Source organism: Paenibacillus violae (assembly GCF_032461945.1).
In the GTDB taxonomy this organism is placed as follows: domain Bacteria; phylum Bacillota; class Bacilli; order Paenibacillales; family NBRC-103111; genus Paenibacillus_E; species Paenibacillus_E violae.
Genome location: NZ_JAWCUD010000017.1, coordinates 18,863 through 40,716 on the forward strand (window position 1 = coordinate 18,863; position 21,854 = coordinate 40,716).

The 21,854-nt window shown below is 49.4% G+C and carries 18 protein-coding genes; 11 read left to right on the forward strand and 7 right to left on the reverse strand.

Annotation, left to right across the window (positions count from 1 at the left end; translation table 11 throughout):
• Nucleotides 1–12 precede the first annotated feature (12 nt).
• From RQP52_RS33055 to RQP52_RS33095, 9 genes are all read left to right on the forward strand, one after another.
• Nucleotides 13–1,776, forward strand: a complete 1,764-nt coding sequence (locus tag RQP52_RS33055) for an IucA/IucC family protein (RefSeq protein ID WP_315955778.1) — start codon at nucleotides 13–15, stop codon at nucleotides 1,774–1,776.
• Nucleotides 1,777–1,778: 2 nt separating this feature from the next.
• A complete protein-coding gene (locus RQP52_RS33060; protein WP_315955779.1) occupies nucleotides 1,779–3,017 on the forward strand; it encodes an MFS transporter in 1,239 nt (412 codons plus the stop codon).
• A 10-nt stretch (nucleotides 3,018–3,027) separates the two neighbouring features.
• Nucleotides 3,028–4,848: an IucA/IucC family protein gene (locus RQP52_RS33065; protein ID WP_315955780.1), complete on the forward strand. Its 1,821-nt coding sequence runs from the start codon at nucleotides 3,028–3,030 to the stop codon at nucleotides 4,846–4,848.
• The gene (locus RQP52_RS33070) at nucleotides 4,848–6,797 is read left to right on the forward strand and encodes an IucA/IucC family protein (protein WP_315955781.1); all 1,950 of its coding nucleotides are present in this window, start codon (nucleotides 4,848–4,850) and stop codon (nucleotides 6,795–6,797) included. The genes RQP52_RS33065 and RQP52_RS33070 overlap by 1 nt, the downstream gene beginning before the upstream one ends.
• 31 nt (nucleotides 6,798–6,828) lie before the next feature.
• A complete protein-coding gene (locus RQP52_RS33075; RefSeq protein WP_315955782.1) occupies nucleotides 6,829–7,443 on the forward strand; it encodes an RraA family protein in 615 nt (204 codons plus the stop codon).
• A 28-nt stretch (nucleotides 7,444–7,471) separates the two neighbouring features.
• Nucleotides 7,472–8,806, forward strand: coding sequence for an LLM class flavin-dependent oxidoreductase (locus RQP52_RS33080; protein WP_315955783.1), 1,335 nt, complete (start codon nucleotides 7,472–7,474; stop codon nucleotides 8,804–8,806).
• A gap of 140 nt (nucleotides 8,807–8,946) precedes the next feature.
• Complete coding sequence (locus tag RQP52_RS33085; RefSeq protein WP_315955784.1) at nucleotides 8,947–9,930, forward strand: ABC transporter substrate-binding protein; 984 nt, start codon at nucleotides 8,947–8,949, stop codon at nucleotides 9,928–9,930.
• 79 nt (nucleotides 9,931–10,009) lie between these two features.
• Entirely contained in the window at nucleotides 10,010–11,041 is a 1,032-nt protein-coding gene (locus RQP52_RS33090) for a FecCD family ABC transporter permease (protein ID WP_315955785.1), read from the forward strand.
• On the forward strand, nucleotides 11,038–12,078 hold the full coding sequence (locus tag RQP52_RS33095; protein WP_315955786.1) for a FecCD family ABC transporter permease: 1,041 nt from the start codon (nucleotides 11,038–11,040) through the stop codon (nucleotides 12,076–12,078). The genes RQP52_RS33090 and RQP52_RS33095 overlap by 4 nt, the downstream gene beginning before the upstream one ends.
• Nucleotides 12,079–12,176: 98 nt before the next feature.
• Here the strand turns inward: RQP52_RS33095 and RQP52_RS33100 are convergent, their stop codons facing one another.
• From RQP52_RS33100 to RQP52_RS33130, 7 genes are all read right to left on the reverse strand, one after another.
• A complete protein-coding gene (locus tag RQP52_RS33100) occupies nucleotides 12,177–12,476 on the reverse strand; it encodes a hypothetical protein (protein WP_315955787.1) in 300 nt (99 codons plus the stop codon).
• Nucleotides 12,477–12,595: 119 nt separating this feature from the next.
• The gene (locus RQP52_RS33105) at nucleotides 12,596–14,017 is read right to left on the reverse strand and encodes a sulfatase-like hydrolase/transferase (RefSeq protein WP_315955788.1); all 1,422 of its coding nucleotides are present in this window, start codon (nucleotides 14,015–14,017) and stop codon (nucleotides 12,596–12,598) included.
• A gap of 19 nt (nucleotides 14,018–14,036) precedes the next feature.
• The gene (locus RQP52_RS33110; RefSeq protein WP_315955789.1) at nucleotides 14,037–15,572 is read right to left on the reverse strand and encodes an extracellular solute-binding protein; all 1,536 of its coding nucleotides are present in this window, start codon (nucleotides 15,570–15,572) and stop codon (nucleotides 14,037–14,039) included.
• A gap of 44 nt (nucleotides 15,573–15,616) precedes the next feature.
• Entirely contained in the window at nucleotides 15,617–16,483 is an 867-nt protein-coding gene (locus RQP52_RS33115; RefSeq protein WP_315955790.1) for a carbohydrate ABC transporter permease, read from the reverse strand.
• Nucleotides 16,484–16,494: 11 nt separating this feature from the next.
• Nucleotides 16,495–17,445, reverse strand: a complete 951-nt coding sequence (locus tag RQP52_RS33120) for an ABC transporter permease (RefSeq protein ID WP_315955791.1) — start codon at nucleotides 17,443–17,445, stop codon at nucleotides 16,495–16,497.
• 153 nt (nucleotides 17,446–17,598) lie between these two features.
• A complete protein-coding gene (locus RQP52_RS33125) occupies nucleotides 17,599–19,896 on the reverse strand; it encodes a helix-turn-helix domain-containing protein (protein ID WP_315955792.1) in 2,298 nt (765 codons plus the stop codon).
• A 214-nt stretch (nucleotides 19,897–20,110) separates the two neighbouring features.
• On the reverse strand, nucleotides 20,111–20,671 hold the full coding sequence (locus tag RQP52_RS33130) for a hypothetical protein (RefSeq protein ID WP_315955793.1): 561 nt from the start codon (nucleotides 20,669–20,671) through the stop codon (nucleotides 20,111–20,113).
• A 164-nt stretch (nucleotides 20,672–20,835) separates the two neighbouring features.
• Here RQP52_RS33130 and RQP52_RS33135 point away from each other — a divergent pair, with 164 nt between their 5' ends.
• Nucleotides 20,836–21,132 carry a hypothetical protein gene (locus RQP52_RS33135; RefSeq protein WP_157323947.1) on the forward strand — a complete coding sequence of 99 codons (297 nt, stop codon included), beginning with the start codon at nucleotides 20,836–20,838 and terminating at the stop codon, nucleotides 21,130–21,132.
• Nucleotides 21,126–21,761, forward strand: coding sequence for an HAD hydrolase-like protein (locus RQP52_RS33140; protein ID WP_315955794.1), 636 nt, complete (start codon nucleotides 21,126–21,128; stop codon nucleotides 21,759–21,761). The genes RQP52_RS33135 and RQP52_RS33140 overlap by 7 nt, the downstream gene beginning before the upstream one ends.
• Nucleotides 21,762–21,854: the final 93 nt, after the last annotated feature.

Consider the following 21,854-nt stretch of genomic DNA (forward strand, 5'->3'; position numbering starts at 1 on the left):
GATCGACCACGAATGTTACAACAGCAAACGGACGCAACCGCGAAAAGCACGGAGCTGGCGGAAACGGCGACCATACGCGCATTGCTAAACAGCTATTTGAGAGAAACCGGAGAAAGAGACCCAAGGGCAGCAATCCCCGGATTACGATATTTTATTGATTCCTTTCCTAAGCAAGGCGATCCGTTTATGCTTCATCTTCCCATGATCGGCAAAACGATCACCGGGGCCATAACGTATTACTCGGCTATTGGCCAGCATACGTATGGATCGTTCTTTTATGAAGCCATATCCGGTGGTGTATTTCGTGAGCTGAACCTGGAGCGGTTGCTTACGCTGCTGCTCGCAGAGCTGGGAAAAAGTGATAAGGCTGAAAATGGTCTTAATGACGAACAGCGGGTTAGATCCCGAATCGACAATAGCTACCGGAAAATGAGCCTGTATATGGAGCATTTTCTTAATCAAACCCAGTCGCAACTCGCCTGGAAGCCGGAATACGTCCGCTCGGAGCAGTCGCTCTATATCGGTCATCCATTCCATCCTTATCCGAAAAGCACCGAAGGTTTTGACTTTAGTGAGCTTGCCGCTTACAGCCCTGAGATGGGTGCTTCCTTTCAACTGCATTATTTTGCAGTCCGCAAAGAGTTGGTGCATGAAGAGTGGCTGGATGGAGAAGAAGCCGTGGCGCTTCGGCCTTTTGCTACTCTGCATGCGCGTCAGCAAATAGGCGATGCAGCAGGAAGTTACAAATTGCTGCCTATGCATCCTTGGCAGGCGGTTCATGTCATGCGCCAACCGCAAATTCAGGAAAGGATGAAGAAATCGGATATCATCAGCCTTGGTTTATGCGGTCCTGTCGTATATCCGACTTCATCGGTAAGAACAGTGTGGGAACCGGCCGGAGGCTACGGCTTCAAGCTGCCGCTCCATGTTCGCATCACGAATCTGCTGCGCGAGAATACACAGGAGCAAGCAGAACGGACGATGGATGCGGCACGAATGTTGCATCATCTTAAGAATGCTTGTAACAATGATCATTTTCAGATTCTTTCCGAAACGGGCTACAGCAGTGTTCGGTTGGCGGAAATGCCAGAGGAATGGTCAGCCTGTTTCACGGTCATTTACCGTCCAATGAAGCTTCCTAACCCATCCACGTACGTGCTGGCTTCGGTGTTAGAAAGCTTGCCAGGGCAAACGGAGCCTAAACTGATCCAGGCAATTAGACAAAGCGGGCAAGGAACACTGCCTGACTTGCGGGAGTGGCTGGCTGCTTACTTGCAAATCTCAATGGTATCGCTGCTGCGCCTACTAGCCGAGCAGGGAGTTTCCTTCGAGGCTCATTTGCAGAACTCGCTTGTGTCCTTGAAGCATGGCATGCCCGATTGCTTCTATGTGCGTGACCTCGAAGGCGTAAGCATCGACCGCCGTAAGGCCGTAGAAGCTGGCTGGACCCGAACGCTGCTGGCAGAGAGCAGTCCTGTGCTCTACGAAGAGTCTGAAGCCTGGATGAGAACGAAATATTATTTCTTCGTGAATCACTTAGGTTCACTGGTCCATACGATTGCAGCCTATAGCTGTGAAGCTGAGGAGCCATACTGGCACATCGTCAAGGACGTGCTCCAACAAGAGCGTTCAAGAGCGGACGAAAGGATGCTTCCTTACCTTGACGATTTGCTGCATAGCGAAAGCCTGCCCGCGAAAGCCAACTTCACAAGCTGCTTTTTATCTAGGGGAGAAAAACCGCTGTTTGTCGACATCCCGAATCCGATGAAGGTATAGCTGTGGAGAAGTGGAAACGGAATCTTTACATTTTATACGTCGGTCAATTTCTGGCTTTGGCCTCAACGAGCAGCATCACCCCCTTTTTACCGCTGTACTTACAAGAACTTGGACTTACGGATCCGAAAAAGGTGCTTTTCTGGTCCGGTATGATCTACGGAGCGAACCTGTTGACGGCCTTTCTGTTCTCCCCGATCTGGGGGAAGCTGGCCGACCGCTATGGTCGCAAAGTGATGCTCGTCCGATCCGGCATCGGCATGGCGGTCACGATTACGTTAATGGGCGTTGCCACCAGCCCGGTGCATTTGCTGCTGCTGCGCCTCGTCAACGGCGTGCTTTCCGGGTTCGGCCCGGCGGCCATCGCCCTTACCGCCACGAATACGCCGAAAGAGCGCAGCGGGTATGCGCTGGGTATTTTACACTCCGGGGCGGTAGCCGGAACGATTTGCGGGCCGCTGCTGGGCGGCTTGATGGCTGACCATTTCGGCCTGAGAGAGGTATTTTTTTATACCGGCATCAGCATATTTGTAGCTGCCCTAATCGTTATTTTCGGCATTAAGGAAAAGTTCGAGAAGAAAGTGAAAGCAGAAAAGAAAACGGATCTGATTCAGGATTTTAAACTCATTGTGGCTAGAAAGCCAATTGCCTCGCTTTTCGTCTCCTCCGCAATATTAAGGGCGGCAATGATCGGCACCCTGCCGCTCATTCCGCTATATGTACAGCATTTGGCGGCCGGATCCGATAATCTGGTCGTTCTGGCAGGGATCACCTCAGCATCCATGGGGATTGCCAATATGATCACAGCTCCGTATCTGGGCAAGCTCGGCGACAAATACGGTTCGCATCGCATTTTTATCTATGCGGTGCTTGGTGCGATTGTGTTTTCTATCCCGCAGGCGTTTGTCCACCAATTGTGGCAGCTAATTTTCTTGAGATTTTGCACCGGCGCTTGCATTGGCGGCATGATGCCATCGATGAACGTGCTGATTCGGCAGTATGCACCGGCAGGCATGGAGAGCCGCACATACAGTTATGTCAACTGCGCCGTGCTGCTTGGCGGCTTGGCAGGCTCACTCGGTATGGGTGCCATCGCGTCGAACTTTGGCTTGCCGATGATCTTTCTGTGTGCAGCCGGATTGCTGATAATGAGTAACATTTGGATGAGAGTGAACGTGTTTCCCCACATCACGCAGCGCAAGGAATCGGCTGCCCTGGCCGTCGGTCAGGAAATAATCAAATGAGGTGTAGCGAATGAATACGACACAATGGGTATCTGCAAGCCAGGTTGATTTGGATAAAAAAGTAGAAGAACGGGTGCTTGGCCAGTTAATTGAAGCTGTTCTTTATGAGCAAATTGCCATCCCCATAAGCGGAGTGCCGGCTTCCGGATTTGATGGGGAGCTTGTTTTGCAAGGGAAAGCGGCTGACGGGGAGACGGTTACATACCGTTTTCAGGCGAAAAGAAAAATGACCTTTGACCGCATCCGTTTAGCCAGAGATACGATCAAGCGCCAGAAGGGGAAAGAAGAATGGGCCACTGCGCAAGTATCCCAGTTCGTCCTGGAAGTGCTTGGCCAGATTCAGCCGGACAAAGAACGGCTGGGTATGCTGCTTCAAGAGCTGCAAAGCACGTTCGTGAACGATGTGCAGGCTCAGGCTTACCGGGCATCCTTGCCGCAAACAGGGCAGCAGCGCAGCTATGATGAGTTGGAAAGCTTGCTGGACGGCCATCCGTATCACCCGTGTTATAAATCTCGAATCGGTTTTAGCTTAGAGGAGAATGCACGTTACGGCCCTGAGTTTAATCAAGATTTGCAGCCTGTATGGTTGGCCGTTGCCAAGGCTCATTGTCAGCTTTCCCTTTTGGAAGGCGAAGATTATCGGAACATGATTCAGGCTGAACTTGGCGGTGACGTTGTTAGCCGATTCGAGGCGATTTTGACGGAAAAAGGGTTGAATGCGGCCGATTATCTGTTCATGCCTGTTCATCCTTGGCAGTGGGAACACATGATTACCTCTGCATTCCAGCAGCAATTAACGGATTCTACAATCGTGAAGCTTGGGTTTGGGGAAGATGTGTACCGTGCGCAGCAATCCATTCGCAGTTGGGCGAATCAGTCGAACCCAGAGAGAGCTTATTTGAAAATGGCGCTGAATATTACGAATACATCAACCAGACGCATGCTTGCGAAGCATACGATTCTGAACGCGCCGCTTGTTTCACGCTGGTTGTTGTCATTGACGGAGAAGGATGAAACGGCTCAGAAGCTTGATCTTGTTTTTCTGGCTGAATTTGCAGGCATCACCTATGAGTACGATAAGCTTCCAGCAGACTTGCAGCCCCAGGCTTACGGGAACTTGGGGGTCGTGTGGAGGCAAAGCGTACACCGCTTTTTGAAAGACGGCGAAGCCGCTATTCCGCTGAGCTCCGTCACGTATGTAGACGGCCAGCAGCCATTCATTGAGCCGTGGGTACAGCAATATGGCCTCCAGGCCTGGACGCGCCAGCTGCTTGATACAGCCATAACCCCGCTTATTCACATGCTGTATGCGCACGGATTGGCGATGGAGTCGCACGCCCAAAATATCGTGCTCATTCACAAAGACGGCCTGCCAGCTCGACTGGCGTTGAAGGATTTCCACGATGGCTTGCGATTCTCCAAAGCGCAGCTTCCGCAGCCGGAGCTTTGTCCGGATCTGAACTTAGAACCTGCAGCGCACCGGGCAATCAACCGGCATTCCTATATGCAAACGGATGACTTGGAAGCCGTGAAAGATTTTCTGCATAGCGCCTTTTTCTTCGTGTGTTTAGGCGATATCGGGATATTTTTGAACGAGCGTTACGAGCTTGAAGAGTCGAAGTTTTGGCAAATGGTCGCCGATGTGATTCAGCAGTATCAACAGGAGCACCCCGAGCATGAGGCTAATTTCAAAAAATATGATCTCTTCTCCGATACAATTCGGATCGAACAATTAGCGCGTAGAAGGCTGTGGAAGGACATGGAAGTCGATCCAAAGCATGTTCAGAACCCCTTAGCACATTATCGTTTCTCACAAGGAGGCCATATATAATGCCAAACAAACAGAAGGGCAATAAGGCTGAACAACGGGTAATGGAAGATCTGGTGAATGCTTTACTGGCGGAACAATTTCTAGAATGCCAAGCGTCTGTAGAGCTGCTAGCCAAAGAAGAGTGGACATCAATTGCCTCACAGGATGATCAGTTGACAATGGTTCAGCAGCAATTTGGAGCTGAGGTAGAAGCGCAGGCAACTCATGTATACCGGTGGAAGTTGGAGGATGCCGTCATTGTGTTTCCAGTGAGCACGTCGATCACACAGCCATATCGGTTTGAAGCTTCCTACGGTGTGTTTAAAGTGAACCAAGGAAAACTGTCCAGGCTCGGCTCGCTGGAGCTTATGGGGCATGTTGTGACTTTGTACGCCAATGACCCGGTGGCGGTCGATCCATATGGCGCGGTGAAGTTCCTGCATATGATCGAACAAACGCTGCTGCAAACCTCAATTTCGCTGGAAAATGAGCAGCCGAGCGCGCCGATTCTCGGATTGCCGCAGGCGGCTTCCCTGCTGGAGGCAGAGCGTAAAGCGGCTTACCGTGACCGGCCTTTCCATCCAGTGTCCAAAGTGAAGCAAGGATGGGTTTATGACGAGTACAGCAGCTACACGGCTGAATTCGGACGTCCGATCAAGCTGAACTGGATGGCTGTGAAGCAGGATTACGTCGTATCCGGGCTTGAGGAAGGGCGCGAGTTGTTTCCGGTAGATCTGCTGCTTTCGGAGGAGGAACGAAACCAAATCAATTCGGAGCTGGACAGACGCGGTCTAGGTGAAGGCGCATATACAGCGATTCCTGTGCATCCGTGGCAGATGTCCGCGATTTTGCCGGAGCAGATTAAAAGGGAGCTCGAAGAGAAGATCTGCATTCCTTTGGAGACGGAAACGGGCACCTTCTACGCAACATCATCCGTGCGTTCCTTAATGCCGGAGAATCAGAGTCCATATCATGTGAAACTGCCGCTAGGCATTTATTCACTTGGCGGACTCCGTTATTTATCAGCGATTAAGCTGATGAACGGCCAGCAGGCGGAGTCATTGATGAGACAAGCCGTGGAGCGGGATGCCGTGCTGAAACAAAAGCTGTTTTTATGCGATGAAACGAAATGGTGGGCGTATTTGCCGGAAGATCGCGATTTGTTCGCGGACTATCCAAGACATTTATCGACGATGATTCGGGAATATCCGGCAGAGCTTGTCCAAGATGCTGATATTCGTCTGCTGCCGATGTCGGCGCTATCGGTTCACGAATCCGTGGAAAACGGGCATCTATTTGATGAGTGGTTAACATGGATAGGATCGGATCTTAATACCGATGCCGTCGTGCAGCTGTTTCGTGAAGTGCTGGTGTCCTATTTCGAGATCTGCTTCCGCTTGTTCCGACTCGGGATGATGCCGGAAGTGCACGGTCAGAACTGCGTGCTGGTTTGGAAACAAGGCAAAATCGAAGGCCTGCTGCTTCGCGATCATGATGCGCTGCGCGTGCATGTGCCTTGGTTAAACGCGAATGGTCTTGAAGACCCGGCGTACACGCTCCGTGCGGGATATCCGAACTCGCTGTATCACGATCAGCCGCAAAAGCTGTTGACTTTTTTCCAAATGCTCGGTATCCAAGTGAACAGCTACGCCATTCTGAAAAGCGTTGCTGACTATTACGGCTTGAACGAAGCCTTCTTGTGGAAAGAGCTTCAGTCATGCTTGGAGGAGGCCATCCAGAAAGCAGAAGTGCCGGATGAAGTAGCGGAAGTACTGAACGACGCGCTGTTCGTTAAGGCTGCCTGGCCATGGAAGCAGATCGTGCGTCCGCTTCTTAAAAAGCAGGCCTTGCGCGTTCCGGGCAGCATGCCTTATGGCCAAGGCGAGGTGGCGAATCCCTTTCATGTTTTGAGTGAGGCACATCAGTCAAAGGACTTGAGCAAAGAAGCTCAGCTGACGAGTCGCGCATAATTAACAATGTTAACGATAGGAGTGATCACGTATGTTTCGTATTGAACCAAGGGTACAAGGCGTAACGCCTGAACTTCTGGATCTGTATAAAGACATTAGCCCCTCTACGATCGGTCATATGACAGACTTCGGCTTTCTGCACGGCGCTCAGCCGCTGTTCAGGCCGATTCGGCTGCTGGGGAACGCTGTAACGGTGCGTACACCGCATATTGACTCCAGCGCCATTACTAAGGCTATGGAGTTGGTGCAGCCCGGGGATGTGCTCGTGATTGACATGTCCGGTGATGAGCAGCGTGCTTGTTGGGGAGAATTCAGAACCTATGCGGCGATAGCCAAAAAGGTTGCCGGTGTCATTGTTTCCGGCTGCGCTGCGGATGTTCGCGCGATTACGGGGCTCGGCTTTCCCGTGTACTCCAAGGGAATCAGCGCGCTCACCACGCGGACGCTGAAGCTGGAGGGCAAGGTCAATACGCCTGTTAGCGTATTTGGGGTAAGCATTCAGCCCGGCGACTTGATCGTGGGGGATGATGACGGTGTTTTCGTTATCAATCCGAGCGAAGCGACGGAAATCGGCTTGAAGGCTTTGGAGAAACAGCAGAAAGAAGAGCAGAGGAGAAAAGAATACGGCTACGTCCTGCCGGTATAGGTAAATTCCAGTATATGAGGTGATAGGAGTGAACGAACCGAAGAAACAGTTGCATTTGAACTTGTTTATTTTGAGCACAGGCCATCATGAAGGCTCATGGCGGCATCCGGATGCGCAGCCGCAGCTGGCGACAAGTCTGGACTACTACCAGCAGCTGGCCAAAACCGCCGAGCGCGGCAAAATGGATTCTATCTTTTTAGCTGAAAAATACAGGTTAACCCCGTTAATTAAATATCGGGTCATTCCTCAGCTTGAAGCGTTCACGCTGCTATCGGCGATAGCGGCCGTGACCGAGCATATCGGACTGACGGCAACAGCCTCGACTACCTACAATGAGCCGTACCATATTGCGAGGAAATTCGCTTCTCTCGATCACATTAGCGGAGGTCGGACGGGATGGAATATTGTGACCTCGACAGGGGATGCAACTGCGCATAATTTTAGCAAGGAGCACCATTTGGACCATAAAGTTCGCTATGAACGCGGCAAGGAATTCGTGGAGGTTGTTAAACGGTTGTGGGCTGGTTGGTCAGAAAACTCGCTGCTGGTTGATAAGCAGTCAGGCATCTATGCCGATGTCAGCCGGATTAAGGGCGCTGAGTTTGCCGGTGAATTTTTCTCTGTAAAAGGGGCCTTGAATATCCCGCGTTCTCCGCAAACGCACCCTGTCCTGGTGCAGGCCGGTTCATCCGAGGATGGCAAGCAGTTTGCTGCCGAGTTGGCGGAAGTGATTTTTACGGCGCAGAACACGATGGAGGAAGCGATTGCCTTTTATACCGATGTGAAAAGCAGATTGAAGCAGTTTGGGCGCTCCGAGGATAAATTGAAAATCTTGCCAGGGTTTATCCCCTTTGTCGGGGACACGGAAGCGGAAGCTAAGGCTAAAGAGAGAGAGCTGAATAAGCTGGCTGTTTCGGAATATGGCATTCGGAGCTTATCCGATCTGCTCAAAATCAATTTGTTTCAGTATCCGCTGGACGGTCCGGTGCCGCTCGAGGATCTTCCATCCATAGACGAGATACAAGGGCAAAAAGCTCGGTTCCAACTATACGTCGATCTGGCACGCCGGGAAAACCTGACGATTCGTGAGCTTATTATTCGGACAGCCGGGGGCAGGGGGCATTTTACTTTTGCAGGAACCGCTGTGCAGATTGCAGACGAAATGGAGCGTTGGTTGGTGAACGGGGCGGCAGACGGGTTTAATTTGATGCCTGCGCTCTTGCCAGGGGGTTTGGATGATTTTGTGAATAAAGTGATTCCCGAGCTTCAGAAAAGGGGTATTTATCGCACGGAATATACAGGTTCCACGTTGAGAGAGCATTTAGGTTTAACGCTTGAACATGAACTGGTAACACGTAGTTAGGTTTGGAAGTACGGGGATGATTGTCAGAAAAGTCCAAAAAAGTTGTCGCGAATGTCCATTTTCATTGCCAAGCACTTCCGTATAATAAGAATGAGAATCAATATCATTTATCGAATATATATGTAGGGGGATCAACAAAAATGGTAAGGCAAAAAAAAGCAACACTAGTACTGGCTGCAATGCTTTCAATGGTAACTGTATTTACAGGCTGCCAGCCTAAGCAGGAAGCGGCTCCGGCAGCCGCACAGACGCAAGCGCCGGCACAGGCGACTGCGGACGCGAATAGCGTCAGAGTGATTAAGCACGCGATGGGTACGACGGAAATCAAAGGTACGCCTAAAAAAGTCGTGACTTTGTTCCAAGGGGCGACAGACGCTGCTTTGGCTTTAGGTGTGAAACCGGTTGGAGCGGTTGAGGCGTGGATTGAGCAGCCTTGGTACAACTATATCAAGGACAAAATGGACGGCGTTACGAACCTGGGGTCGGAAAATCAGCCGAACCTAGAGAAATTGGTTGCTCTGCAGCCGGACCTTATTATCGGAAGTAAATTCCGTGATGAAAAAATTTATGAGCAATTAAAAGCTATTGCACCGACGGTGATGACGGAAGACGTTTATTTCTGGAAAGACTCATTGAAATTGACAGCTGAAGCGACGAATACGAAGGATGCTGAAACTAAATTTTTGGCTGACTGGAATAAAAAAGTAACGGATTTTAAAGGGAAAATGGGAGATAAGTTGAAACTGGAAGCCGGTATCGTTGACTTCCGTGTGGATCATGCCCGTATCGTGTACACAGGGTTCTCGGCATCTGTTTTAGAGGAACTCGGTATCACACGCCCAGCTAACCAACGCGGCAAAGAGTGGGGCATTCAGCTGCAATCCAAAGAAAATATCACACAGATGGATGCAGACATCATTTTTGACCAAACGGCAAATCGTACGGATGGACGCTTGGAGTTAAGAAAAGCTTGGAGTGACTCCCCGCTATGGAAAAATTTGAGAGCTGTTAAAGCAAATAAAGTATTCGAAGTGAATGCAGCAACGTGGAATAACGGTTCCGGCCCGTTAGCAGCATCTCTAATAATTGATGATCTTTATAAATTCTATGGTGTGACGAAATAATTGGAAATTTGAGGCTGTTGACCTTTATGTCAACGGCCTTCCCTTAATTTTACAGTAAATGTATATGAGGAGGATCCCTGTGAGACCATTATTGCACCAGACACCTTATAAAGCGCTGGGTTTGGTGTTTGGGATAATTATTTTTGTATTATCCTTTGTACTAAGTGTTGTGCTTGGTTCATCGCATACAAGCATTGCTTCGGTTGTACAGTCGTTGATTCATTACGATGTGAAATCGAACGAACAAGTGATCATTCGAACGACCCGGATTCCCCGGGCTCTATTCGCTACAATGGTTGGAGGGAACTTAGCCATTGCAGGTGCGCTCATGCAGGCGCTGACACGGAATCCTTTAGCGTCCCCAAGTATTTTTGGCATTAATGCAGGGGCCGTTTCTTTTGTCGTCATCGCGATTACATTTCTACCGCTTACATCAATTGACCAATTGATATGGGTTGCCTTCGCTGGGGCAGGTATTGCTGCTTTCGCTGTATATTTCCTCGGTTCTCTTGGGCGAGAGGGACTGACGCCGATTAAAATTGTATTGGCCGGTTCCGCGATGACCGCTCTATTCAGTTCGTTTACGCAAGGGATGTTGGTCGTTCGTGAGGCTACTTTACAGAATGTCATGTTTTGGTTAGCAGGGGCTGTGGCGGGCAAAAACCTGGATACGCTGATTCCGGTGCTGCCTTATATGTTAGTTGCCGCCGTTACAGCGCTGGTGATGGCCCATCCTGTTAACATTCTTGCTTCGGGTGACGATGTTGCCAAAGGTTTGGGCCAGAAGCTTGGATTAGTTAAAGTGACGGTAGCCATAACCGTAATCCTGTTAGCAGGCAGCTCGGTGGCTGTCGCCGGTTCGATCGGTTTCGTCGGTCTTGTGATTCCTCATATTGCCCGGTTTGTTGTTGGATTCGATTATCGTTGGGTGATTCCATATTGTGCTGTTTTGGGGGCTATTTTGCTTCTTTTAGCTGATCTTGTTGCCCGGTTTGTCATTATGCCGGGAGAGATACCGCTTGGTGTTATGACCGCTTTGATCGGCGTGCCTTTTTTCATCTATACCGCTAGAAAAGGGCTGCGTTCGAAAGGAGGGACGTCATCGTCATGAGTCGATTAATCGTGTACCGAAGTAAGGCGGGCAGGTTTTCTTTTCTTTTTCATAGGAGGACACTCCTTGTTATATCCGGTCTGACATTGCTGACAATCGTGATGTTCTTAATTAGTACTGGGCTTGGCAGCAATTTCATAACACCGCAGGATGTGTTGAAAACGATCTTTGGACAAAGCACCCCGCAGCACGAACTAGTAATCGGAACGCTAAGGCTTCCACGGATTATTGTGGCTATCCTCGTGGGCGCTTCGCTAGGTGTTGCTGGATCGATTCTTCAAGGAATAATCCGTAATCCTCTTGCCTCGCCTGATATTATTGGTGTAACTGGAGGGGGCACATTAGCGGCAGTTACGTTCATTACTTATTTTGCAGGTACTTTCAGCATCCATTGGTTGCCTGTAGCTGCTTTTGTGGGGGCTGCCTTCGTGTCCCTTATCATTTATTTATTGGCTTGGCATAAAGGAATTACCCCTACGAGGCTCGTTCTAATCGGGATCGGAATTTCGGCAGCGACCAGTTCATTAACGATGTTAATGATCGTGCTTAGCCCGATGAATTCAGCGACTAAAGCATATACCTGGCTGACTGGGAGCGTCTACGGCGCTTCTTGGGACAACGTATATACCTTGCTGCCTTGGGTCATTGTGTTCATTCCATTGGCGCTCTATTTTGCCAGACATATTAACTTGCAGGAGATGGGAGATGATCTGGCTGCAGGGCTGGGAGCCACCGTTCAGCTGCATCGCTTCTTCTTGTTGTTCATCAGCGTGGCGCTGGCGGGTTCGGCCGTGGCGGTTGCCGGCGCGATCGGCTTCGTAGGATTAATTGCGCCGCATATTGCCAAAAAGCTGGTCGCTCCCTCATATGGGGGATTAATTCCCGTATCAGCGCTTATTGGAAGCCTGATGGTCTTGATCTCCGATACCGTGGCAAGAACGGCGTTTCCTCCGCTGGATATTCCGGCCGGCGTGTTTACCGCAGCCATTGGCGCTCCGTTTTTTATTTTTCTGCTGTATCGGAATCGGAATCGGTGAAAGCAGCCGAACAAAAGGGAACGGACACAGGGGATTCCCTGAATCCATTCCCTTTTTAGGCGATAGGATGCTGCGCTCCACGAGTCCTCGGCACGTACTCAGCACGCAGGTGGCTGCGCTTGGAGCGTATTGCGGCTGCAATCGATATACATCGGGTAAACAACTTCCCGTTTTTGTACGGAAGACAAGGGCAGTGGCATTGTCTCCTCATAGGCTCCGAAATCTGCAAGCCCTTCAAATACCTCAATGACCTTAGAGGACTTTTCACTGCTTTCATTCCCAAGTTGATTCTGATAGGAGAACCTCATCGCTTTGTCCTTTATGAGCACATCTACAAACATGCAGAACATGATACCTACAACGAACACACCCATTATAATGAATTCCAAATCTCTCATCATGGTTGTCCTCCTATGAATCATTTTTCATAGGTTAACGTACTTTGGATAAAATGTCGCTCGAATGGCGGTGTCGTATTCTAGCTTATTTTAACGACAAGGCTCAATAGCCCTCTGCCTTACTCAAAATAGGCTTTTTTCCCCTTTCCATGAACGCCGGCCAAGCCGATTTGCCCGAATCCGGTTACACCTTCACGGGCGCCGTCAATCATTGGATCGACGTAACGGGCAAACCAGGCTTCCAGTTCTCCTCTCATCGCGACACTCTGCTCTTGCGTTCCGGGGAGGTCGATCAGATTATGCCTTTCATCGGGATCCTCGGCCAAATTGTACAGCTCATGCGGGCCATAAGGGTAGCGGTGCACATATTTCCAGTCGGTCGTCCGAATCATCCGCACAGGGCCGTACTCGTCATAAATGACAACCTGCTCTCGCATAGGAGCTGATTCGCCCAGGAGGAGGGAGTGGAAGCTTGATCCAGGAAGCTTGGTGGTATTCGGTTGCTCACAGCCCACATAAGCAAGCAGCGTAGGCATAAAATCGTACCCGCTTACGAGATTATCGCAAACTTGACCTTGGGGAATGATGCCCGGCTGGCTAAAAATAGCCGGTACTTTGACGGAAGTATCGAACATGTTCTGCGGGAACGTACCGTTTCCTTTTCCCCATATGCCATGATGGCCGCAGTTGAAGCCGTTGTCTCCCATATAAATAAGCAGGGTATCCTTGCGAATGTCCATGCTGTCCAGCTTATCTACGATCCGGCCGATATTCGTATCCATGGCGGTCACAGCGGCAAAGTAACCTTTCAAATTCTCCCGTTGATCATCCGACCATGGCGCTGTTTTGATCGACCATGGATGCTTGGGCTCTTGCGGACAAGTTTCAAACTCGCAGCTATCGTAAGAATCGACAATGTCCTGCGGATGATTATCGATCCATGGACTGTGAGGCGCCGTGTAGTGGACGCTTAAGTAGAACGGCTTGCTGCCGTCCTGCCGATCTAAGAAGGAGAGCGCATCGTCCGTGATGACGTCGGTCAAATAGCCAGGCTCATTCACCAGTTCGCCGTCGCGAATCATCGGGGCATGGTAATAATTGCCGCCGCCGCTTTGGTGCACATACCAGTGCGTGAACCCTTTTTGCGGTGTGATGCTGTCTCCCAAATGCCATTTGCCGCTTAGCCCGCAAACGTAACCGGCGTCAGCCAACACATCGGTGTACGCCGTCTGCCCCTGCAAATACTGGATGGCGGATTGGCCCACATTGCCATCCCTGATCCAATCGTGTACACCGTGCTGGGACGGAATACGCCCTGTCATCAGCGAAGCACGTGCCGGCGAGCAGACCGGCGAGGTGCAGAAAAAGCTGGAGAACCTCATCCCTTGGTCTGCAATGCGATCCAGATGAGGTGTGCGGATCTCGTGATTGCCTGCACATCCCATAGCCCACGCCCCGTGGTCGTCCGATAGGATGACCACAATGTTAGGCTGCTCATTTATGCTTGCTTGCGTCGAACCCTGCTTTTGATCGGTACTCATCGTCGTTCATTCGCCTCCATCACTTATTTTTTTGTGCCAAATAAGCTTTATTGACAGCTTCCAGCACCTTGTCTCCGCCTTGTTCCCGCCACTTCTTGGACAGTTCGGTTAGCCCGCTGTCGATATCCTTCTTGCCCGTAATCATATCCAAATAATATTGATTGGCCAGTTCATTAATGACACTGCCTCGTTCAATTTCTTCCGGCGTTGTCGTGTTGACCAAATTCGTAACCAAATATTTGGAGGCAATCTCTACGGATTGTTTAGCCCTGTCGGCTTGAGGCTCGGTTTGCGGCAAGTAGGTTTCTGTCAGTGGCCAAACGACACTACCCCAAGCAAGCGGATGAGACCATCCGTTCGAAGCAAAGTTATCTTTTGCCCGTTCTTCTTCATTGTAAGTAATTTTATCGCCTTGTTTGGTATAATGGACGCCTTCGATACCTAGCTCCAGCAAATCCCGACCTTCTTTGGAGAGCATAAATTCAATGAATTTAGCTGCTTTTTCCGGATTTTTCGCACTTTTCGTAATAGCCGTGAATAAGCCGCTCTTCGGGGCCTGCGCCAAACCCCGCTTTCCTTCCGGACCTGCAGGCGGAGCCATAAAACCAAGTTTGCCGTTAGGGTTCACTTTTTGCAAACTTGTTTCCAGTCGATTCACATGGCGGTACAGAGCTGGGGCCATGAATCCGACTTTGCTTTGATAAAACTTTTGCTCGCGTTGCTGCGTGTCGTTGAGCAAAAATTCGGGATCGATCAGCTTCTCGCTCCACAATTTGTGAATATACTGAACGCCTTGCTTAAATGCGGGATGTTCAAAAATGGGAATGACCTTCCCACCGTTATCTAGCGCCCAATCCGAGTAAGGCAAACCATAGGCAAAAAATACAAAGTTAAAGGAACTGTTAAACCCCGTACTCTTAACTCCCGTTAGGCCATAGGTGTCCGCTTTGCCGTTTTTGTCCGGATCTTGCGTAGCAATGGCTTTCATGGTTTGATAAAAGTCATCCAGTGTCTCGGGCGGTTTCAGCCCAAGCGTTTCCAGCCAGTCCGCCCGGTAGGCAAGCGCTTGATTGGAGCGATCGAGTTCGACGAATGGATATCCATAATACTTTCCGTCAACAGCCGTTCCCTTGAAATTGGCCTCAATTTTCGCTTTCGCGGTCGGCATAACGGGGAAATAGTCGTTAAGCGGGACTAGCAACCCCTCACTGATCCATTGGCTCACGGAAGCCGAAGGATAGTTAATCGTTACGACATCCGGCATATCGCCCGAAGCCATGGCTACGCTGATTTTCTCATATCCGCCCTCTGGAACGGTTCTGACCTCGAGATCAATACCTAGTCGCTTGTTAATTTCAGCAATAATTCGGTCCCCGGGTTGAATCGACTTAGCGGCCGCATCGCCCGATGTCAGAAACACCAGCTTCGTGGGCTGCCCGTTTTTTGCGCTGTTCTCCGCCAGGTTCGCATTGTCCGTTTTAGTAGAACAACCTGCCGTTGTTAATGCAAGTATTGAAGCTAATGCAAAACTTACCCATTTTGTTGGCAATTGCATGCTTGTTCCTCCTCATTTTCCTATACTTCAAATTACGATTCTTGCTACTCCTTAACTGCTCCAAGCGTAACCCCTTGTACGAAATAACGTTGAAAGAATGGATAGATAAGAATAACGGGAATCACGGATATCATAATCGTCGCCATTTTGACGGATGGACCGAGCAGGAAAGGGCTGTCCCCTCCCGATTGGAAAGCGGCCTCGTTATCAATCAGCATGGAGCGCAGGAAGAGCTGTAGAGGCCATATCTTTTTATCTGTAATGTACATGACCGCCGTGAAAAATTCGTTCCACCTGGAAACCGAGTAGAAGAGGGCGATCGTCGCCAGCGCCGGCATGGAAAGGGGGATGACCACCCTTAGCAAAATGCCGAAATCATTACATCCGTCCAGCTTGGCGGACTCTTCCAAGCTTTCCGGTATGGAGCTGAAAAAGCTGCGCATGATGATCAGGTTGTAGGTTGTAATGGCTGTTGGAACCATCATGGCCCATACAGTGTTCATCATGCCAAGCTGCTTAATAACCAAGTAAGTCGGAATAATGCCACCACTGAACATCATCGTAAAAATGATCAAGAACATGACCGTTCTGCCGCCGGGAAGCTGCTTTTTTGAGAGGGCATAGGCGGCCATTGTCGTTGCGATCATGCTGATGATTGTCCCCAGGACGGTAATGAAAATACTGATCCCGTAAGATGTCCATAGCTGCTCCAGACTGAGCATGTATTGATAAGCCTCGAATGTCACGCTCTTTGGAATTAGATGCAAACTCGAAGTCACGCTCTCTTGCATCGGTGTAATCGAGACAATCAGCGAATCCCAGAACGGATATATCGTTAGTAACGCTAATAGAGCAAGGATCACGTAATTGAGCGAATCGAAGATTTTGCTCCCTAAGCTGCTGTTAGGCATAGCTGTCCCTCCTAATACACACCCTGCTCACCGAGCGCTCTGGACAACCAGTTGGCGACGATAAGCAGCGTGAAGTTGATAGCAGATTTGAACAGACCGACTGCGGCAGCCAGGCTGTAGCGCCCTTCGGTGAGCCCGATGCGGTAAACATAAGTGTCGATGATGTCGGCTACGCGATAAACGCCAGGATGATACAAAACAAATATTTGCTCAAATCCTGCCTCCATTAAGCTGCCAATCCGCAGGATGAACAAGATGATAATCGTACCGCGGATGCCAGGCAGCGTAATGTGCCAGATTCGCCGCCACCGATTCGCCCCGTCCATCACGGCGGCTTCATACAGCTGCGGATTTAGTCCAGCCAGAGCGGCCATGTAAATGATCGTATTCCATCCGAACTCCTTCCAGATCATCGAACCTACCAACGTGCTGCGAAAAATACGCTCATCGGTTAAGAATCCGATCGGTTCTCCGGATAGCGAACGGACGGCATTGTTAACGGCGCCCTGATCTGTAGAAAGCAAGCTGATCAAGAGTCCGCCCATAATGACCCAGGAAATAAAGTGAGGCAAGTAGATGATGGTTTGAACTGTCCGTTTGAACATGATTTTACGGGCTTCATTAAGTAGAATAGCGACGATAAGCGGCAGCGGGAACCCAAAGATGAGTCTGTACAAGCTGATTACGATCGTATTCCAAAAGACTTGCCAAAATTTTTCCAACTCGAATAAATACGTGAAATGCTGGAATCCGACCCATGGGCTGCCCATAATGCCCTTGGTGATGCTGAACTGCTTGAAAGCAATAAGCGCCCCGTACATCGGTACATAATGAAACACCGTATAATAGACAAGCGCAGGCAACAACATGGCATACAAATAACGGTTGGCCAGAAAACGTTTCCAAAAAGTCGTTTTACGAAGCTGACGTTTGCGTGTAATTGTCGTCATTGGCACTGACATAGCTTTTTTCCCCCTCTCTTCTCCTGCATTTGTGACTGCACTTTCATCATAAGAAGGAGGGGGAGGTCGGGCAAGAATCAATACCGTTAAATGGATTCAATTTTCGATTTTGATTAGGTATCAGATTTTCATTTTAGTATCAATTGTTGCTTTTTACCCCTTAATGCGCTGCACAGATCGCTGATTCCGATATTCGGAAGGCGTTAAACCGCAGTATTTTTTAAATGTACGTATCAAATTTTGTTTCTGCCCGAATCCGGTTGCTTCTGCAATTTCGTTTATTGTTAAATACGTTTGTTCAAGCAAATGGCAAGCTTCGTTGTAGCGTGTTTCAGTCAAATAGTCGAGGAAATTTTTCCCGGTCACTTCTTTGAACAATTTGGACACGTACTGGCTGTTCATCAAGGCCATATCCGCAAGCGTCTGCAAGCTGATCGGCTCACGGTAATTCCGCTTGGTATACTCGACCAGCTTCTCGACGACGTCTTGATGCTTGATCTCCCGCTTTCCTTCCAGCCTTTCAGCGATGTCACGTATAACGAGATCGAGGTCGACGCGCACTTGCTCCAGGCTGTTCTTTTTGCTGAATGCCAAAATCAAGTCTGGACTGCCGTCTTCTTCGCCTCCGCATAGCTCGATACGAACGGTCATGAGCGCATGAAGAAGCTGAGTCAACATAATATCCTTGTAAGGAAAGCCCACGAGCTCATCGCTCGCAAGCCGCTCGATCAGCTCGTCCTTGAGCTGCAGCGCCTTATCCGTGTTCCACGTTTTGAGTTCATGGATCAGCTTGTCCACAAGCTGCCTGCAGGCGGTGAAGCGACTTCGGTCCACATGGTTGGACTGATAGTCTGAAATGCTTAGAATGCTGCCTTTGCCGGCAATGCGCTCGTACAGCAAAGCATCCAAAGCTTCGTTATACGAGAGGGAGATCTCGCTTAACTTTTCATATTTCCCGCCGATGCCAACTGTAACTGCCGTTCCGTGCAGCTCGTCAGCCACCCGGTTGCGCAACCGAATCGCCAGCTCCTTCGCATAATGGTAGGCGGATTGAGGGCCTCCCCAATGACCGGCGTTCATAATAAGCACATCACGGCTGTGGAACTGGCTGACGTACAGCCCTTTCCCACAAGCTGCGATGAGCTCCTCACAGATGGCGCGTACCTGAAAATGCAGTAAGTTTAGCGCCTGCTCCTCAGGCCCTGCCGGAATATCGGCACCCACATGAATGCGAAGTACAAGCACAATGAAATGAGTGTGATCTAAATCCAGCTCATAGTACTGCATTTGGCGCATCAACTCGTTGTCATTCGTCTTGCCCGACAGCAGGCTGAGTACAACGTGATCCCGAATGACGAGTTCTTGACCGCGAAATTTTTCTTTAAATGCTTCTTTTTCGACATAAAGCCGATTGACCGAATCGCCGATGTAGCTGAACTCATCTCTGTCGTGCATTTTGGAGAATGGCTTGTCCAGCAGCGTTGAAATCATGTGCACCGTTCTTCTTACAGGCTTGTAATACCTGATGGATACGATAATCATCATCAGCATTCCCAGGGAAAAAGCGATATAGGAAATCAGGAGCGTCACGCGGATGACCTCGTGAGATCTCTTAAAGACTTCGGCTGACGGATTCAAAGTCAAATAAATCCAGCCGTTGGCATCCGAGGTCAGAAAGGAAACAAGGGTATCCTGTCCGTTGATCTTCTCCGTGAACGAGCCTTCCTTCTCGCGCTGGATCCGCTGGATGTCGGCTTGATTAAACCGGCTAAGCAGCATGCTTTTATCCTTATACGAGAGCACTTCGCCTTCCTGGTTTAAGATAGCCATATTCCCTAGCTTGCGGTTATTCGAATTGACGACAGCACTGTACAGCACATCCTCTTTCAAGTTCATAAGGATCGCGCCTTGCTTCTGAATGCCCCAGATGGGAACGGAGAAAAGGAACGTCATGACGTTGACGGAATGATCGCCTTCTTCCAGATGTACCGCTTGCCAATCGTAGATATGTTTGCTTTCCATAAATTGCTGCACCCCTTGCTTGTATGAAAACTGCTGCAAGTCGGTGATGCCGGAGGAGGAGATCAACTTTTGATTTTGGGCGCTGTACAAATAGATGGAGTCCAGGTACGTGGAGGAATTGATCCGTTCGGTGATGAGATCTTCGGTATTTTTCAAAAATCGGTACTCCTCCTCCAAATCCCATGAAAGCCATACCGCTTTCTGTAGATCGGAGTGCAGGGCGAGCGAAGCCGCTGATTGCTTCACTTCTCCAAGTGCCTGCTCGACCATTTTCCTCGATTGCCCGAGCAATTCCTGATTATGGAGGAGCACTTCTTCTCGCAGCATCGAATCTGTATATCGGTAAACGAGTGTACCGACCAAAAGTGTAATCAACACGACGGCAATGGTTAAATGCAGCAAAAGACGTATAAAAATAGTTCGTTTCATAGTTTCCCCCTAGAACGCCGGACTTTTGCCTCTATTTTATGTAAGCGCTTTATAAAAAAGTAATTCGAAGCGACTAAGCAACTAAGCAACAAGAAGCAGTATATCTATGAAGGATACCACAAAATTTATCGGCATAGATGTTTAGCAGCATTAAAAATAAGACAACCCTCAGGAGATCTGAGTAATTTCAGACCTTGAGGGTTGTTATGTCTTACTATTTGACAGTTTGGGGGGAGCTTTCACTGCTAGAAGTACTTGAAAGCGTTGCGTCTGGATCCAGTTTGGACTCTTCACGCAGCAGATAGCCGAAAAACAGGATGTAGTAGGAGACGATGATGAAGAATACGCCGGCTGTCACCGGATCTTTTGTAAATTGTGTCGGATCAGCGGGATTCATGCTGGATGCATTCGGAGAAAGCGCGATGAAAGCTACACGATAAATAATCCGGCTGAGAAATAGCACGAGAACAGCAATCTCAATCCATAGATGAGTGCGGTAATAGCAGCCGTCGGCCCGGTGCTCGAAGCGGGTGTGGCGAATGGCGGTAAGCCCTAGTCCCGCGCCGGCAGCAAGGCCGATTAAATAGCCGATGAAATGGATCGGATGAACGAAGCCCAGCAGGAAAATGGCGATTCCCAGGATGCTGAACAGCGTGAGCCGGAATTTGAGCCGGCCCTTAGCAAGCTTTTGAAAGCCAATGGTGCGTTTAGTTCGACGATAGATGAAAAAACAAATTAAAACGGCAGGGATGGCGTAATGCATCCAATCTTGCATGGGTGTTCCTCCAATCGGATTTGTAACATTTCCTCATTGTAGCAAATTTAGGCAGCTTGTCATGAGAAATCTTATTCCGTTTACAAAAAACTGTCATACACTTAATAGTAGTGCTATAAACTTACTATTACACACAAAATGCGCCGCAAGGAGTTGACATGCATATGGCTCTAATCACTCACGTTAATGTATGTAATGCAGATGATGAAATTTACTGCTGTCTAAGGAATAAAATTGTTAAGCTAGATGCCAATCAACAGAAACACTTCTGTCAGGGATGTAAAATGTTTGCTGGAAATGCAGACGACTATGGGCGTGGGGTATCCTGTGTGTGGGAAGATCTTCGCATCGTCAGCAATCCGCATATCGCCAAAGATCCGCTTGAGGAGTTCGCGAATAATCAAATCAAAGAAGTGCCGACTGAGGGGCCGGCCCTGTTTCTATATACAACTGAATGGTAAAACATATCCTATTTGATTTTGATGGGACACTTGTCGATTCCAGGGCTTTGCTTGTTAAGTTGTACAATGAAATAGCGGGACAGCATCAGTTTCGCAAGATTCGCGAACAGGATCTTGCGCTTCTCCGAACACTTTCAATTGCGGAGCGGGTTGATCGGTTAGGCGTGCCGGCCCTGCAGATTCCTAAGCTTATTATCGCCGGAAGACAGATGTATCAAGAAAACATTCGCACGCTTCACGTGGTGCCGGGAATGAAGGAAATCATAGCCAGGTTATCTTCCCATGGGCTGAAAAGCTCCATACTCTCTTCCAATTCGGAGGCAAACATTCGTACATTTCTGAAAAATAACAAGATGGAAGGCTCCTTTAAGGAAGTGATCTCGGCTAAACTTCTTTTCGGCAAGCACCATGCCATACGCAAAGTCATGAAGCAGTGGGGCACAACGCCCGGGCGAATGATTTATGTTGGAGACGAATTAAGGGATATCGAGGCCTGTAAAAAGTTAGGTGTGCCGATCGTCGCCGTTACATGGGGGTATGACGCCCCGCGACTGCTGCTTCGAGGACAACCGGATTATTTGGTAAACACCCCCGGGGAGCTGTTGAGAACACTTTTGACATTAGCATGATGGAGAGCGTGAAGATTACATGCAGAATGCTCCGTGTGTAGCTGCCTAAGCGTGACTGAGGCGGCTATTTGCGTTGCTAATGGAAGACTATGG

Bases quoted from the DNA above. Each gene is read 5' to 3' on its own strand.
- RQP52_RS33055 (WP_315955778.1), top strand. From the start codon at position 13: ATGTTACAACAGCAAACGGACGCAACCGCGAAAAGCACGGAGCTGGCG.
- RQP52_RS33065 (WP_315955780.1), top strand. From the start codon at position 3,028: ATGAATACGACACAATGGGTATCTGCAAGCCAGGTTGATTTGGATAAA.
- RQP52_RS33070 (WP_315955781.1), top strand. From the start codon at position 4,848: ATGCCAAACAAACAGAAGGGCAATAAGGCTGAACAACGGGTAATGGAA.
- RQP52_RS33075 (WP_315955782.1), top strand. From the start codon at position 6,829: ATGTTTCGTATTGAACCAAGGGTACAAGGCGTAACGCCTGAACTTCTG.
- RQP52_RS33085 (WP_315955784.1), top strand. From the start codon at position 8,947: ATGGTAAGGCAAAAAAAAGCAACACTAGTACTGGCTGCAATGCTTTCA.
- RQP52_RS33095 (WP_315955786.1), top strand. From the start codon at position 11,038: ATGAGTCGATTAATCGTGTACCGAAGTAAGGCGGGCAGGTTTTCTTTT.
- RQP52_RS33100 (WP_315955787.1), bottom strand. From the start codon at position 12,476: ATGAGAGATTTGGAATTCATTATAATGGGTGTGTTCGTTGTAGGTATC.
- RQP52_RS33105 (WP_315955788.1), bottom strand. From the start codon at position 14,017: ATGAGTACCGATCAAAAGCAGGGTTCGACGCAAGCAAGCATAAATGAG.
- RQP52_RS33110 (WP_315955789.1), bottom strand. From the start codon at position 15,572: ATGCAATTGCCAACAAAATGGGTAAGTTTTGCATTAGCTTCAATACTT.
- RQP52_RS33115 (WP_315955790.1), bottom strand. From the start codon at position 16,483: ATGCCTAACAGCAGCTTAGGGAGCAAAATCTTCGATTCGCTCAATTAC.
- RQP52_RS33120 (WP_315955791.1), bottom strand. From the start codon at position 17,445: ATGTCAGTGCCAATGACGACAATTACACGCAAACGTCAGCTTCGTAAA.
- RQP52_RS33125 (WP_315955792.1), bottom strand. From the start codon at position 19,896: ATGAAACGAACTATTTTTATACGTCTTTTGCTGCATTTAACCATTGCC.
- RQP52_RS33130 (WP_315955793.1), bottom strand. From the start codon at position 20,671: ATGCAAGATTGGATGCATTACGCCATCCCTGCCGTTTTAATTTGTTTT.
- RQP52_RS33135 (WP_157323947.1), top strand. From the start codon at position 20,836: ATGGCTCTAATCACTCACGTTAATGTATGTAATGCAGATGATGAAATT.
- RQP52_RS33140 (WP_315955794.1), top strand. From the start codon at position 21,126: ATGGTAAAACATATCCTATTTGATTTTGATGGGACACTTGTCGATTCC.